We start from the raw sequence: 14830 nt of genomic DNA, 5'->3' as shown, positions 1-14830 counted from the left end.
GATGAGCGGACGCACGCTGCATCTCAACGTCAACCTGCTGCATTCGGGCGTCTATCCGTCCGCGTGGCGGCTGCCGGACAGCCGGCCGGACGCCTTCGTCGACATCGACCACTTCGTGCGCGTCGCCCGCGTCGCGGAGCGTGGCAAGCTCGACGCGATCTTCCTGGCCGACACGCCGGCGATCAACGACCGGGTCGACTACCGGCCGTTCAACGCCCTCGAACCCACGGTGGTGCTGGCGAGCGTCGCGGCGGCGACCCGCCATGTCGGCCTCGTGGCCACCGCCTCGACGACCTACAACGAGCCCTACAATCTCGCCCGCCGCTTCGCGAGCCTCGATCTCGTGAGCCGCGGCAGGGCCGGCTGGAACGTGGTGACCACCGCAGACGCCGCCGCGGGCCGCAATTTCGGCTTCGCGGGCGCGTCGGAGCACGGCGCGCGCTACGCCCGGGCGCGGGAGTTCACCGAGCTGGTCCACGCCCTGTGGGACAGCTGGGAGGACGACGCGTTCGTCGGCGACAAGGCGGGCGGGCGGTTCGTCGACACCGGGAAGGTCCACGCAATCCGCCACCGCGGCGCCCACTACGCGGTCGAGGGACCGCTCACGGTGCCGCGCAGCCCGCAGGGGCGCCCGGTGACCTTCCAGGCCGGCGGCTCGGAGGACGGGCGCGAGCTCGCCGCCGCCACCGCGGACGCGGTGTTCTCCCTGGCCCAGACCATCGAGGACGGGGCGGCCTATGCCCGGGACCTGCGCGCCCGCGCGGCGCGCTACGGCCGCGGACCGGACGCGCTGGTCATCCTGCCCGGCCTCGCCACGGTGATCGGCTCCACGGAGGCCGAGGCGCGCCGACGTCAGGACGCGCTCTGGGACCTCGTGCCGGTCGAGTACAGCCTCGCGCGGCTCGCCGGGACGCTGCGGATCGATCCGGCGCGGCTCGACCTCGACCGGCCGCTGCCGGACCCGCTGCCGCTCCCGCCGGACGCCAACCACACGATGTTCCTCGGCACCGTGGCGCTCGCCCGGCGGGACGGGCTGACCGTGCGCCAGCTGCTGCGGGCGCTGGGCGGCGGCGTCGGCCACCGCATCGTCGCGGGGACGCCGGAGGCGATCGCCGACGACATCGAGGCGTGGTTCCGGGCGGGCGCGGCGGACGGCTTCAACCTGATGCCGGACGTGCTGCCGGACGGGCTCGAGACCTTCGTGGACGCGGTCGTTCCCATCCTGCAGCGCCGCGGCCTGTTCCGGCGCGACTACACGGGTGCGACCCTGCGCGACCATCTCGGGCTGGCGCGGCCGCCGAGCCGCTACGCCGCCGGAGAAGCCTCGCTCTCCGCCTGATCCGGGCCGCGGCCGGCCGGACCCCGCCCGTCCTGGCGCGCGAAGATCTCGCTGAGGCCAGGGCTCGGATCCGTCAGCGTGACCCCGGCTCCTGCTGCGCCTGCAGGCGTCGCAGGGCCGCGAGGTCGAACACCGCGTCCGCGCCCGTAGCCGCCGTCGACGACCTCATCGACCAGGACCATGGTGTGCGGGCGCGCGGCCTCTTTGAAGTAGGAGACCAGCAGATCCGTCGTGCGGTGAACCAGATCCGCCTTCTGCGCAGCGGTCATCATGCCCTGCGGGATCTTGAAATTGGCGAACGGCATCGATCGTCTCCAGGCTGAACCGACGAAACACTGACCGCGCCCGCGCGACGGCGCGGGCCTCACCGCTGCGCCGCGCGGGCCTCGCGGGCGGCCTCGTTCAAGGTCGCGACGGCCGCGTCGAAGCGGTGCTCGGCCTCGGCGTTGCGCTGGAAGGCGACGCGCTGCACCAGGATCTCGCGCGGCGTCGGCCGCTGCTGGAACAGGACCATGACCTCGTCGATGAAGTCGGCCAGCGGCAGGTAGCCCGCGCGGGTCGCCTGGCCGGGCGTCAGGTCCGTCTGCACCGCCGGGGGCACGAGCTCGATCACCTCGACCTTGCCCTCGAGAACCTCGCGCAGCGAGACCGTGTAGCTGTGGATCGCCGCCTTCGTCGCCGAGTAGGTCGGCGTCGTCGTCAGGGGCACGAAGGCCAGCCCGGACGACACGTTGATCAGCGCCGCGTCGGGGCGCGTGACCAGATGCGCGACGAGCGCATCCGTCAGGCGGATCGGGCCGAGCAGGTTGGTGGTGATCGTCGCCTCCGCGTCGGAGAGGTCGCGGGCCTGATCCAGCGCCTCGAAGCGCATGATCCCGGCGTTGTTGATCACCACGTTCAGGGTCGGGTGCTCGGCGATGACCCGCTCGGCGAACGCCGCGATGTCTCCGGCCTTCGCGATGTCGAGCGTCATCGCGTGCATGCCCGGACGGCCGGCCGTGACCCGGTCCAGGGCCTCCATTCGACGGCCGGCGATGATGACGGTGTTGCCCAGGTCGTGGAAGCGCTGCGCCAGCGCCGCTCCGATCCCGGATCCGCCGCCCGTGATGAGTACCGTGTTGCCTGAGGTCTTCATGATGGCGACCCTCGTTGTTGTCGCCGCAGAGAGTATGGCCCACACTCTCCAGCCTGAAGTAGGCACCGAAAAGATTTGTACTTACCGAAAGGAGAGTGTCGGATGCGCAGGTCCGCCCCTGACCCCGCGATCGAGGCGCAGCGGCGCGGGCCGATCCCGCAGGACGCCGATCCGGCGATCGAGGCCCTGGTGAACGACATCATCGGTCAGGTGGCCGACAAGTGGACCATGCTGATCCTCGAGGCCCTGGAGGAGCACGGCACCCTCCGGTTCACGCAGCTCGGCAAGGCCGTCGGCCGGATCAGCCAGAAGATGCTGACGCAGACCGTCCGGCAGATGGAGCGGGACGGTCTCGTCCGGCGGACGGTCCACCCGGTGATCCCGCCGCGCGTGGATTACACGCTGACGCCGCTGGGCCGGAGCTTGGGCGCCGCGTTCTGCGGCGTGTGGATCTGGGCCGAGACGCACCACGCCGAGATCGAGCGGTCCCGTCGGGCGTTCGCGGCGGCGGCCGAAGCTGCGGACCTCCCCGCCGGCGCCGGGACATCGTGAGAACCGAAAGCTTCTTGATCGCCGTCTGGCCGGGTTCGGCGGAGCAGAGTGCGGCTCCGCCGAACCCGCTTCCGCGAACGTCGATCGCAGGGTCGCCGCCAGCATGTTCCCTGTCGAACCGCGGGGCGATATCGCCTCTCTACTAATTTTCTCGCCAAGCTTGGCTTTCCGATCTAGCTTCAAGACTGATTTCAGCGGCAAGGCGGGCGCATCATGCAATTCACCCCTCCGTACGGTGAGCCGCCGCTCCCAATCCGTTCCGACGCGATCGGCGACGGCCCGAAGACGTCCGGCGCGGCGCGGCGTCGCTCCGTGATCGCCGGCGCCATCGGCAACACGCTCGAATGGTACGACTTCGCCACCTACGGCTATTTCAGCGCCGTCGTCGGCCGGAACTTCTTCCCGTCCGACAGCCCCGCGACGTCGCTGCTCTCGGCCTTCGCGGTGTTCGCCGCGGCCTTCTTCATGCGTCCGGTCGGCGGCATCGTGTTCGGTCACATCGGCGACCGCTACGGGCGGAAGACGGCGCTCCTGCTGTCGGCGGGCCTCATGGCCGTCTCGACCTTCCTGATGGGCTGCCTGCCCACCTACGCGTCCGCCGGGCTCCTCGCGCCGGTCCTGCTCGTGCTGTTGCGCCTCGGCCAGGGCCTGTCGGTCGGCGGCGAGTACACCTCCTCGGCCATCTTCCTGTCCGAGACCGCGGCCCCCGCGCGCCGCGGACTGACCGGCAGCCTCGCCTGCATCGGGGCCGCCGGCGGGATCCTGCTCGGCTCCATTTCCGGGACGCTCGTCACCGGCCTGCTCACCCCCGAGGACGTGCAGCTTTGGGGCTGGCGCCTGCCGTTCCTGTTCGGGATCGTGCTCGGCGTCTTCATCTTCGCCCTGCGACGGCATATCGACGACGAGCACGTCGAGACCGTGTTTCGCGAAGATCAGGCGCCGGCCGATCAGCGCTCACCGCTGCGCGCGGCCGTCGAGATCGACGGGTCCGCCATGCTGCGCGCCTTCGCGATGAATCTCGGGCTGGCGTGCGGCTTTTACGTCGTGTTCGTCTACCTCGTGACCTTCCTGCACACCGTGTCCGGCCTCCCGCAGCATACGGCGTTCCTCATCAACACCCTCGCCATGGTGGTGCAAGCGGTGTGCATCCCGATCGCCGGGGCCCTGTCCGACCGCTTCGGACGCAAGCGCGTTCTGGTGCTGACCGGGGCGGGCCTGACGATCCTGTCGTGGCCGCTGTTCATGCTGCTGACCACCGGCGACACGCTCCTGATCGTGCTGAGCCAGGTCGCGTTCGCGATCCTGATCGCCGGCAATGCCGCCGTGGTGCCGACCGCGTTCGTCGAGATGTTCCAGCGCCGCGCGCGCTGCACGGCCCTGGCGATCAGCTTCAACGCCTCGATGGCGCTGGTCGGGGGCACCGCACCGATGGCCGCGACGTGGATCGTCCACCACCTGGGATGGCCGACGGGACCGGGTCTCTACGTGGCCGTGCTCTCGGCCATCTCGCTCGCCGCGGTCGTGACGATGCGCGACCGCACCGGGGAATCGCTCGCCTGAGATGATCGGCGCCCGTCGCGCGACGGGCCGGGTCACCCGCGGGTGTCAGGCGACCGGTCGGATCGCCGGCGGTATCGTGGCCGACGACCAGGGCAAGGCGGGTCCGGCGCTCCTCGTGTCCCTCGCCTATCCCGATTGCCAGACGGCCGACAGGGCCCTCACGGTGCTGAAGGCGCGTTGGCAGGCCGGAATGGGGCTCGCGGCCTCCGTCGACGGCCGCTCGGTCGAGAGCCCGCAGCGCGGCTGTGCCGCCGTGCTTCGCGTCGATCAGGCACCCGGCGCGAGCACACCGCTCCGAGCGTTCCTCGAGACGTACAGGCAGCGCGGCTTCAACGTCCTGCAGATAGGATCGGAGCGATGACCGGACTTCGGCGAACCGGACCGGAGCGGAATCCGACTTTCCACCGCGCTTGAGGCGCGGCGCCGCCGGCCCATCAGGGTGCGCAGGTGACGCGTCACCGCGCCGCCGGCCGGACGTCATCCGCTCTCCGGCCGGTGGCAGGCGATGGTGCCGGCCGTGCCCCACGGCGCGATCCCAGGCCAGTCGGCGCGGGCGTCCGCCCGTCACCGCCGGAGGGCGCGAGGAAAGGGGATCTTAGAGCGGCCGATGTACAGCGCGCGGTGCCACGACACGGGCAGGGGACTCTGGACGCGGCTTACATCTCGGCGATGTTCGGCCTGGGTGGGGCGACGATCGGCGCCGCGACATCGGTGCAGTCCGAGAGCATGGGCCGTCCGGCCGCCAGAACCGCCTCGCCCACCTGAACGCCCCGGACGTTCTCGGATCGCGCGAGCGTCTTGCGATGGGTCTGATAGGCCCGGTCGGGCGGAGCGCGGCGCCGGAACGCCTGGGGCTCAGCCGGTCGCGACGACGCGCGCCGGCGGATCTAGGCCTCGGCCGAGCGGGGCGCGGCCGGGTCGCCGGTCGCCCCGAGCGCGGCGGCGAACTTGCCGAAGAACTCGTCGGCGAGCTTGCGCGCGGTCGCCTGCATGAGCCGGCCGCCCAGCGTTGCGATCTTGCCGCCGACCTCCGCCTTGGCGGTGTAGGTCAGGAGCGTCTCGCCGCCCTCGGCCGCGAGGCTGACCGCGGCGCGGCCCTTGGCGAAGCCCGCCATGCCGCCGTTGCCCTGGCCGACGAGGCTGTAGCCCTCGGGGGGACGCATGTCCTCCAAGCGGACCGTGCCCGCGAAGGTCGCCGAGACCGGCCCGACCTTGAGGGCGACCTTGGCGGTCATCTCCTCCGGGGAGACCTGCACCAGCTCCTTGCAGCCGGGGATGCAGCGGGCGAGCACCTCCGGATCGTTCAGCGCCGCCCAGACGGCCTCCCGCGCGACCGGGATCCGATACGCGCCAGCGATGTCCATCCTGGTCTCCTCCTGACACAGCGCCGCTCACCGACCGGCGCGGACGCTCAGACCGCGCAGTAGCGCGCCTGGATCTCGGGATCGTCCCGCAAAGCGGCCGCGGGGGCGTGGTAGACGACGGCGCCGCCGTCGACGATGTAGACGCGGTCGGACACGTCGAGGGCGAGTTCCACGTTCTGCTCCACGAGCAGGATCGTGGTGCCGGCCCGCTTCATCGCGACGAACTGCGCGAACATCTCCTCGACGAGGATCGGCATGATCCCCTCGGAGGGCTCGTCGAGGAGCACCATCACGGGCTCGGCCATGAGCGCCCGGGCGATGGCGAGCATCTGCTGCTCGCCGCCCGACATCGTGACCGCCTCCTGCTTCAGGCGCTGCTTCAGCCGCGGGAAGGTCTCGGCGATGACCTCGATCCGGCGCGCCTCGTCGCGGCGCGTCGCGCGCGCGCCCCGTCCCGCCCCCTTGGCTGCCAGGATCCCGAGGCGCAGGTTCTCCTCCACGGTCAGGCCCGGCACGATGCGCCGCTCCTCCGGCACGTAGGCGAGGCCTCGGTGGAAGCGCTCGTGGGGCGGCCGGTGGAGGATGTCGGCGCCCGCGAAGGTCACGCGCCCCTCCCGCTTCGCCACGAGGCCCATGATCGCCTTCAGCGTCGTGGTCTTGCCGGCGCCGTTGCGGCCGACCAGCGTGACGATCTCGCCGGGGCGCACCTCCAGCGAGAGACCCTGCAGGATGTGGGAGTGGCCGTACCACGCCCGCAGATTCTCGACGGCCAGGAGCGGTTCTGCGACAGTGGTGCTCACGCGGTCTTGCCCGCCGTGTTGCCCAGGTAGACGCGGCGCACCTCGGGATGCGCCCGGATGTCGTCGGGGCTGCCCTCGGCCAGGAGCTGGCCCTGGTGGAGGACGACGAGGCGGCGGCAAAGGCCCATGACGAGCTTCATCTTGTGCTCGACGAGGATCAGCGTCCGGCTCTCGGCGAGGCGCTGCACGAGATCCATCATCTCCCGCGTCTCCTCGGGGCTCATCCCGGCGGTCGGCTCGTCGAGGAGGAGGAGGCTCGGCTCGGCGGCGAGCGCCACCGCGATCTCCAGGGCCCGCTGCTCGCCGTGGGCGAGTTCGCGGGCGAGCCGGTCCATCCGGGCGCCGAGCCCGACCTCGCCGAGGAGTTCCTCGGCCCGCTCCGCCAGCTCGGGATAGGCCGCGCGGTCCCGGAAGAGCGCGAAGCGGACGCGCCGGGCCTGGGCGGCCACCCGCACGTTCTCGCGCACCGTGAGGTGCGGGAAGACGTTGGTGATCTGGAACGACTTGGCGATGCCCATCCGGGCGAAGGCGTGCGGGGCCGCGCCGGTGATGTCGCGCCCGCGGAACAGCACGCGGCCCTCGCTCGGCGGGAAGGCGCCGGAGATCAGGTTGAAGAAGGTCGACTTGCCCGCCCCGTTCGGCCCGATGATCGCCGTGATGCCGCCCTCCGGGAACGCGACGGTCACGTCGGACAGGGCGCGGAAATGCCCGAACCGCTTACCGAGCCCCTCCGTGGCGAGGATCGGCGCCGTACTCGGCGCCTTGGCCGGCGCGTCGGCGACCGGGACGGCGCTCACCATCCGGCCCTCCTCAGGCGCGCCAGCACCTCGCCCCAGATACCGAGCGGCAGGAACAGCACGAAGGCGATGAAGACGGCGCCGACGAAGAGCTGCCAGTGGCTCGTCACGGTGGCGAGCCCGTCCTGCAGGAGCGCGAAGGTCGCGGCCCCCACGAAGGGGCCGAAGAAGGTCCCCATGCCGCCGAGCAGCGCCATCATCACGGCCTGGCCGGAGGTCGAATAGTGCATCGTCTCGATCGGCACGATCGAGAGGTGGATCGCCTGGAGCCCGCCCGCGAGGCCGCACAGGGCCCCGGAGATCACGAAGGCCGCGAGCTTCATGCGGCGCACGTCGTAGCCGCAGGCCTGCGCCCGGCCCTCGTTCTCGCGGATCGCCTCGAGGGCGGCCCCGAACGGGGAGGACAGGAGGCGCGAGAACAGCCAGACCGCGACCCCGACGACCGCCAGCGCGGCGTAGTACTTCACCACCGGGTCGAGGAGATTGAGGCTGAAGCCCGGCAGGGCGAGCGACGGCACGTTGATGCCGCGCAGGCCGTTCTCGCCGCCGGTGAAGGCCTCCGCCTGGTAGAAGGCGTAGTAGACGCACATCGACAGCGCCAGGGTCGTCATCGCGAAGTAGATGCCGCGGGTGCGGATCGCCAGCACGCCCATGACGGCGGCGATGAGTGTCGCGAGCAGCGTGCCGGCGACGAGCGCCAGGGCCGGGTGCAGCCCGTAATGGACGATGGCGATGCCGCAGCCGTAGGCGCCGCCGCCCAGGAAGGCGGCGTGGCCGAAGGACAGGAGCCCGGTATAGCCGAACAGCAGGTTGAACCCGAGGGCGTAGAGCCCGAGCACCAGGATGTTCACGGCGAGCGCCTGGTAGGGCGCGATCCAGGGGAACACGAGGAGGAAGGCGAGCGTCAGGGCGACGCGGTGCCGGCCGCACCACGCCAGCCGGCGGCCGGCCCGGCCGGAGCCCGGCCGGGCCGCCGGCAGGGCGCCTCCCTTCGTGACGGCGGGGGCGCGGGCGCTCATCCGAGGGCTCCGGCCCGGCCGAGGAGGCCCCGGGGCCGCACGAGCAGCACCAGGGCCATGAGGGCGAAGATCGCCATCTTGGTCATGTCGGGGGCGACGAGCGACGTCATCGCCACCACGATCCCGACGATCAGCCCGGCGAGCACGGCCCCGGCCAGCGAGCCCATGCCGCCGACCACCGTGACCACGAAGGCCTCGGCGAGCACCGGGATCCCCATCTCGGGCGTGACGCCCTGGAGGGGCGCGGCGAGGATGCCGGCGAGCCCGGCGAGCGCGCAGCCCAGGGCGAAGACCGCGAGCCAGATCTTGGTGATCTCGATGCCGAGCACCTGCACGATCTGCGGGTCGCGGGCGCCGGCCCGGATCACGAGGCCGAAGGGCGTGCGCTCGATGAACAGCCACAGGGCGCCCACCACCGCCAGCGCGAATCCGATCAGGAACAGGCGGTAGAGGGGGAAGTAGCCGATCCCGATATCGACCGCGCCGCGCAGCTCGGGCGGCGCCCCGAAGGGCAGGCCGGTCAGCCCGAAGGCGATGCGCACGCTCTCGACCATCACGTACGACAGGCCGAAGGTGAGGAGCAGCGGGTCGTCGATGCCGCGCCCGTAGAGGGGGCGCACGAGCACGCGCTCCACGGCGAGCCCGAGGAGCCCCATCGCCAGCGGCGCCGCGACGAGACTGAGCCAGAAGCTGCCGGTGTAGCCGTACAGGAAGACGCCGACATAGGCGCCGACCATGAAGAACGCGCCGTGGGCGAAGTTGACGACGTTCATCAGCCCGAAGATCAGCGACAGGCCGATGCCGACGAGCACGTAGATCGCCCCCAGCGCGATGCCGGTCACGAGCTGGAGGGCGAGGAGATCGAGGGGGAAGCCGCCGATCGTGATGGCGCTCAAGGCCGCGCCCTCCCGCAGATCCGCACGGAGCGCCTCACGCCTTGTGGCCGAGTTCGTCGCAGCCGCGCAGGAAGCGTTCGTCGGGCCCCTCCGTGCCGAGGATCGTGAAGACGTCGTCCGGCGTCTTCATGTCCTTCGATTTCGCCTCGACGATCAGGACCGACTGCACCGACTGGTGGTCGCATTTCCGGAAGCTCTGCGGCCCCTTGTAGAAGTCGGCCTTCAGGGCCTCCATGGCGGCCACGACCTTGTCGGTCTCGACCGACCCGGCGGCCTTGACGCCCTCCAGCACCGAGCGGACGCCGGCATAGCCCAGCGCCCCGTAATCCGACGGGACGGCACCGTTGTAGGCGGCGCGGAACCGGTCATTGAACGCCTTGGCGGAGGGTACGCTGTCCTCCAGGCGCCAGTAGTAGGAGGTGCCGCCGATCACGCCGTCGAAGGCGTCGCCGCCGGCCTTGCGGGCGGTGAACAGCAGGACCGGCGCGACGAGCTTGGTGTTGCGCTTCAGGCCGAACTCGGTCGCCTGCTGGATCGAGACGACCTGGTCCCGGCCGAAATTGCACAGGCAGAGCACGTCGGGCTTGAGCGCGGCGATCCGGGGCAGGAAGGCCGAGTAGTCGGAGGCGCCGATCGGGTGGCGGATGTCCGCCACGACCTCGATGCCCGAGGCCTCGCCGGCGCGCTTGAAGCCGCGCATCATCTCGTGGCCGTACGCGTAGTCGGCGCTGAGGAAGGCGACCCGCTTGCCCGATTTCGGGAAGACGTAGCGGCCGACCGCCCCCGCGGTCATGTGCGGGTTCAGGGCCTCGTGGAAGGTGGTGCGGCCGAAATCCTTGGCCTCGTTGATCGCGTCGGACTGGCTGATCGAGTTGTAGATCACGCCGCGCTCGCGGGCGACGTTGTTGATCGACAGGGTCACGGCCGCCGAGAGGCCGCCGACCAGGAAGTTGACCTTGTCCTTCTCGATCAGCTCGAGGGTCCGGGTCGCCGCCTCACCGGGATTGAGCTTGTCGTCGCGCACGAGGAGCTCGGCCGTGCGGCCCTGGAAGCCGCCGGCCTCGTTGAACGCCTTGACGGCGAGCTGCGCGGCGCGGACCTGATCGTTCGCCTCGGCCCCGAAGGCCCCGGTGAGCGGCACCGGGAAGCCGATCCGGATCGGGCCTCCGGTCGAACCACCTTGCGCGATCGCGGAACGCAGGAGCGCAGGAGCGGCGAGCGCCAGCGCGGATGCGGCGGCGCTGCCCTGGAGCAGCCGGCGCCTGTCGAAGCCCGTTCCCATTCCCGTCCCTCCGTCGGCGTTTCCTGATCGAGACCGGTCTCTTCGATGGACCGTGTCATGTAGTGGTCGATGTGTCCTTATCGGAAAAAGCCATCCGTCTTTGCGAGCGCAGCGAAGCAATCCAGGGAGCCGCCACGTTCGGCAGCGTCCCCCTGCCCTGGGTTGCTTCGCTGCGCTCGCAAAGACGGGGAAGCCTATCCGGTTTATCCGTCCCGTGATCAGATCAGTCCCAGCGCCTCCAGCACCACCTCGGGCGTCACCGGCTGACGGGAGACACGCGCCTCGAACGGCCGAAGCGCGTCGTTGATGGCGTTGACGACCGCCGCCGGCGCGCCGGCCGTGCCGGCCTCGCCCGCGCCCTTGGCGCCGATCTCGGACGACGCGGTGGCCGAGACCACGTGGGCGACCGCGATGTCGGGCATCTCGCCGGCCATCGGCACGAGATAATCGGCCATCGAGCCGTTCAGGAGCTGGCCCTCGCTGTCGTAGAGGCAGTGCTCGAACAGGGCGCCGCCGATCCCCTGGACGATGCCGCCCCGGATCTGCTCGTCGACGAGGAGCGGGTTGAGCACCGTCCCGCAATCCTCGACGCACCAGTGCTTGAGCAGCCGCACGAAGCCGGTCTCGGTGTCGACCTCGACGTAGGAGGCCTGCACGCCGTTGGTGAAGGCGAAGGGGTAGTCCTTGGGCACGTAGTGCCGGGTCGCCACGAATTCGGGCTGCACCCCCGGCGGCAGCGTGTCGGGGCGGAAGTAGACGATGCGGCCGAGCTCCGCGAGCGGCATGCGCTCGGTCCCGGTGCCTGCGTCCACCACGGCGCCGTCGCGCACGTCGAGGCTCCCGGGATCGGCCTGCAGGATCGCGCCCGCCACCGCCAGGACGTTGCCGCGCAGCGCCTTGCCGGCCTGCCACGCGGCCTCGCCGCCGATGCCGGCCCCGCGCGAGGCCCATGTGCCGCCGCCGTAGGGCGTCGCCTGCGTGTCGCCGGAGATCACCCGGACCTTGTCCATCGGCACGCCCGTGGCGGTGGCCACGATCTGCGCGATGATGCCCTCGGTGCCCTGGCCCTGCTCGGTGACGCTGACCGACGCGACGACACCCCCCTGCGGATCGAGCCGGATCGTGCAGCCGTCCTGGGAGGAGATGCGCGCGCCGCCGACCCCGTAGAAGGCAGCCGACGGGTTGGTGATCTCGATGAAGGCCGCGAGCCCGATGCCCCGGTGGATCCCCCGCTGGCGCAGGTTTGCCTGCTCGGCCCGCAGGCCGTCGTAGTCCATCATCGCCTTGAGCTTGGCGAGCGCCGCCTGGTGGGACAGCTTCTCCAGCTTGATCCCCGAGACGCCCGCGCAGGGATAGGCGTCGTCGGGGATGACGTTCCGCTCGCGCACGGCCAGGGGGTCGAGGCCGAGGCGGGCCGCGCCCAGGTCCACGAGCCCCTCGGCGACCATCGTGGCGATCGGGTGGCCCACCGCCCGGTACTGGCAGGTCGGCGCCTTGTTCTGGAGCACGACGCGGGCGCGGGCGCGGTAGTGCTGGTGCCGGTAGGGGCCGCCGGTGAGGTTCACGACCTGGTTGGCCTCGACCGCGCTGGTGCGCGGGTAGACCGAGTAGGGCCCGATGCCCGTGAGGTCGTCCATGTCGAGGGCGAGGATGTCGCCCTCGGCCGAGAAGGCCATCCGCGCCGTGACCCGGTGGTCGCGGGCGTGGATGTCGCTCTGGAAGCTCTCCAGCCGGTCGGCGACGAACTTGACCGGGCGTTTCAGCATCAGCGCCAGCGCGCAGGTCGCCATCTCGTCGGGGTAGATGTGGACCTTGATCCCGAACGAGCCGCCGACATCCTTGCAGATCACCCGCACGGCGCCTTCCGCCAACGAGAGGTGCTTGCACAGGATGTCCTGCATCATGTGCGGCGCCTGGAAGGAGTGGTGGACGGTGAGCATCCCGTCCGCCGCCGCCCAGTCGGCCAGGATCGCCCTCGGCTCCAGGCACACGCCCGTGTGCCGGCCGAACTGGAAGGTCTCCTCGACCACCAGAGCGGCGTCGCGGAAGGCCGCGTCGACGTCGCCCACGTCGAGGACGCGCTCGAAGGCGAGGTTGTCGCCGAGCTCGGCGTGGATCGCGGGCGTCGCCGGATCCAGCGCCGTCTCCATGTCGACCACGGCGGGGAGCGGGTCGAACTCGACCATGATCGCCGCGAGCGCGTCCTCGGCCTCGGCCCGGCTGTGGGCGACGACCGCGCAGAACGGCTCGCCGACCCAGGTCACCCGGTCGATAGCCAGGGCGTGCTGGGGCGCCGAGCGCAGGCCCTTGAAGTGTCCGAGGACGCCGACCCAGGGCGTGCAGACCTCCGCGAGTTCGGCCCCCGTCACCACGGCGATCACGCCGGGCATGGCTTTGGCGTCCGCGGTGTCCAGCGCGACGATGCGGGCGTGGGCGTGGGGGCTGCGCAGGAAGGCGACGTGGCCGAGGCGGGCGACGGCCACGTCGTCCACGTAGACGCCCCGGCCCTCGAGCAGGCGCCGCGCGTTCGGACGCGGGACCGAGCGGCCGATATAGCTGTTCGGCCGGTCGAGGAAGGTGAGGCCGCCCGGGTCCGCGCTCATTCGGCGGCCTCCCGGCCGGCATTCGGGCGACCTTGCCGACGCGCCTCGGCGGTCGACGCGATGGCGTCGACGATGGCGTGGTAGCCGGTGCAGCGGCAGTAATTCCCCGCGATCGCCGCGCGGATCGCCTCGCGCGAGGCCGCCGCGTCCGCGTCGTCCAGGAGCTCGGCGGCCGTCACCAGCATGCCGGGGGTACAGTAGCCGCACTGCAGGGCGTTGCGGACGTGAAAGGCGTCCTGCAGGTCGCGGATGCGCCCGCTCTCGGTCAGGCCCTCCACGGTCTCGACGGTGGCGCCGTCGGCCTGGACGCCGAGCATCAGGCAGGATCGCACCGCCCGGCCGTCGACCAGGATCGTGCAGGCGCCGCACACGCCGTGCTCGCAGCCGAGATGCACGCCGGTGAGGCCGAAGGACTGGCGCAGCAGGTCGCCGAGATGCATCCGGGCGGGGACATGCGCCCGCACGGTCTCGCCGTTCAGCGTGAAGGCGACCGCGTGCGCGCGGTCGGGGCACTCAGACGCCATCGGGACCGCCCTCCTGCGCGCTGCCGCCGCGCATCTTCGCCGCCACGCGGCCGAGGATCACGCGGGCGAGGTGGAGCCGCGTCGCGGCCCGGGTCGTCGGATCGTCCGGCGGGTCGAGCTCGCCGGCGAGCGCCGCCTGGGCGCCCGCGAGGTCGCCGGCCTCCAGGGCCGCCGCGGCGGCGCGGGCGAGCACCGGCCGGTCGGCCACGCCGAAGAAGGCGAGGCGCAGGTCCGACAGGCCGCCCGCCAACCGCCGCCCGGTCGCCGCGAGGCCGACGAGGGCGTAGTCGCCGTGGCGGCGCGACAATTCCTCGAAGCCCCAGACCGCGTCGGCCCCCGGCACCGGGAACTCGATCGCCGTGACGATCTCGCCGGGCTCCAGGGCCGTCGTGTAGAGGCCCTGGAAGAAATCGTCCGCCGGGACGCGCCGCTCGGCCCCGGGCCCGCGCACCACGATCGAGGCGCCCGCGGCGAGGCAGCAGGCGGGCCACTCGGTGGCCGGGTCGGCCAGCGCCACCGAGCCGCCGATCGTGCCGCGGTTGCGGATCGCCGGATGGGCGATGTGGGGCAGGGCGGCGGCGAGCAGCGGCAGGCGCTCGCGCACGATCGCCGCGGTCCCGACGTCGCGGTGGCGCGTCATGGCGCCGATCCGCACGGCGCCGCCGGCCTCCGAGACGCCGGTGAGCTCGGGAATCGCGTTCAGGTCGACCAGCAGGCCGGGTGCCGAGAGCCGCATGTTGAGCGCCGTGACGAGGCTCTGGCCGCCCGCGAGGGGAACGGCGTCCTCCCCGTGCTCGGCGAGCAGGGCCAAGGCGGCGTCGAGCGAGGCCGGACGCGCGTAGGCGAAGTCGGGCGCCTTCAAGCCCTGGTCCTCCTCCCGACGGGCTTGCCCATGACCGCCCCGATGGGACAGGCTGGAAGCCTCTATTTATCGTTCGCTCAATAGAAGGCGAAACCGA

15 protein-coding genes are annotated in these 14830 nt (G+C 71.7%); 4 read left to right on the top strand and 11 right to left on the bottom strand.

Going from position 1 to position 14830, the window contains the following annotated elements; genetic code table 11:
• The first annotated feature begins 1 nt into the window (after position 1).
• The gene (locus LOK46_RS31150; protein ID WP_273564756.1) at positions 2–1339 is read left to right on the top strand and encodes an LLM class flavin-dependent oxidoreductase; all 1338 of its coding nucleotides are present in this window, start codon (positions 2–4) and stop codon (positions 1337–1339) included.
• On the opposite strand, the gene LOK46_RS32890 is transcribed toward LOK46_RS31150, so the two are convergent.
• Both LOK46_RS32890 and LOK46_RS31140 read right to left on the bottom strand, forming a co-directional pair.
• Positions 1306–1644 (bottom strand): tautomerase family protein, encoded by a 339-nt coding sequence (locus tag LOK46_RS32890; RefSeq protein WP_337251979.1) that lies wholly within the window; start codon positions 1642–1644, stop codon positions 1306–1308. The two genes, LOK46_RS31150 and LOK46_RS32890, sit on opposite strands and share 34 nt — an antisense overlap.
• Positions 1645–1703: 59 nt before the next feature.
• On the bottom strand, positions 1704–2474 hold the full coding sequence (locus LOK46_RS31140; RefSeq protein WP_273564755.1) for an SDR family oxidoreductase: 771 nt from the start codon (positions 2472–2474) through the stop codon (positions 1704–1706).
• 102 nt (positions 2475–2576) lie between these two features.
• Here LOK46_RS31140 and LOK46_RS31135 point away from each other — a divergent pair, with 102 nt between their 5' ends.
• From LOK46_RS31135 to LOK46_RS31125, 3 genes are all read left to right on the top strand, one after another.
• A complete protein-coding gene (locus tag LOK46_RS31135) occupies positions 2577–3026 on the top strand; it encodes a winged helix-turn-helix transcriptional regulator (protein ID WP_273564754.1) in 450 nt (149 codons plus the stop codon).
• Positions 3027–3239: 213 nt separating this feature from the next.
• Positions 3240–4586: an MFS transporter gene (locus LOK46_RS31130; RefSeq protein WP_273564753.1), complete on the top strand. Its 1347-nt coding sequence runs from the start codon at positions 3240–3242 to the stop codon at positions 4584–4586.
• 76 nt (positions 4587–4662) lie between these two features.
• Complete coding sequence (locus LOK46_RS31125; protein ID WP_273564752.1) at positions 4663–4947, top strand: hypothetical protein; 285 nt, start codon at positions 4663–4665, stop codon at positions 4945–4947.
• Positions 4948–5473: 526 nt separating this feature from the next.
• On the opposite strand, the gene LOK46_RS31120 is transcribed toward LOK46_RS31125, so the two are convergent.
• The 9 genes from LOK46_RS31120 to LOK46_RS31080 all read right to left on the bottom strand — a co-directional run bounded on the left by LOK46_RS31120 (position 5474) and on the right by LOK46_RS31080 (position 14733).
• Positions 5474–5950 (bottom strand): SRPBCC family protein, encoded by a 477-nt coding sequence (locus tag LOK46_RS31120; protein WP_273564751.1) that lies wholly within the window; start codon positions 5948–5950, stop codon positions 5474–5476.
• A gap of 47 nt (positions 5951–5997) precedes the next feature.
• A complete protein-coding gene (locus LOK46_RS31115) occupies positions 5998–6750 on the bottom strand; it encodes an ABC transporter ATP-binding protein (RefSeq protein WP_273564750.1) in 753 nt (250 codons plus the stop codon).
• Positions 6747–7550 carry an ABC transporter ATP-binding protein gene (locus tag LOK46_RS31110; protein ID WP_273564749.1) on the bottom strand — a complete coding sequence of 268 codons (804 nt, stop codon included), beginning with the start codon at positions 7548–7550 and terminating at the stop codon, positions 6747–6749. Before LOK46_RS31110 ends, LOK46_RS31115 begins: the two co-directional genes overlap by 4 nt.
• Positions 7544–8566 carry a branched-chain amino acid ABC transporter permease gene (locus LOK46_RS31105; protein WP_273565198.1) on the bottom strand — a complete coding sequence of 341 codons (1023 nt, stop codon included), beginning with the start codon at positions 8564–8566 and terminating at the stop codon, positions 7544–7546. The genes LOK46_RS31110 and LOK46_RS31105 overlap by 7 nt, the downstream gene beginning before the upstream one ends.
• On the bottom strand, positions 8563–9462 hold the full coding sequence (locus LOK46_RS31100) for a branched-chain amino acid ABC transporter permease (RefSeq protein ID WP_273565197.1): 900 nt from the start codon (positions 9460–9462) through the stop codon (positions 8563–8565). Before LOK46_RS31100 ends, LOK46_RS31105 begins: the two co-directional genes overlap by 4 nt.
• A gap of 34 nt (positions 9463–9496) precedes the next feature.
• Positions 9497–10744, bottom strand: coding sequence for an ABC transporter substrate-binding protein (locus tag LOK46_RS31095; protein ID WP_273565196.1), 1248 nt, complete (start codon positions 10742–10744; stop codon positions 9497–9499).
• Positions 10745–10962: 218 nt separating this feature from the next.
• A complete protein-coding gene (locus tag LOK46_RS31090; protein WP_273565195.1) occupies positions 10963–13347 on the bottom strand; it encodes a xanthine dehydrogenase family protein molybdopterin-binding subunit in 2385 nt (794 codons plus the stop codon).
• Positions 13344–13871 (bottom strand): (2Fe-2S)-binding protein, encoded by a 528-nt coding sequence (locus LOK46_RS31085; protein WP_273565194.1) that lies wholly within the window; start codon positions 13869–13871, stop codon positions 13344–13346. The genes LOK46_RS31090 and LOK46_RS31085 overlap by 4 nt, the downstream gene beginning before the upstream one ends.
• Positions 13861–14733 carry an FAD binding domain-containing protein gene (locus LOK46_RS31080; RefSeq protein WP_273565193.1) on the bottom strand — a complete coding sequence of 291 codons (873 nt, stop codon included), beginning with the start codon at positions 14731–14733 and terminating at the stop codon, positions 13861–13863. The genes LOK46_RS31085 and LOK46_RS31080 overlap by 11 nt, the downstream gene beginning before the upstream one ends.
• Positions 14734–14830 lie beyond the last annotated feature (97 nt).

The organism is Methylobacterium sp. NMS14P (assembly GCF_028583545.1).
Taxonomy (GTDB): Bacteria; Pseudomonadota; Alphaproteobacteria; order Rhizobiales; family Beijerinckiaceae; genus Methylobacterium.
The sequence above is the reverse complement of the archived record's forward strand: the minus strand, read 5'-3'. Positions and strand labels throughout refer to the sequence as shown.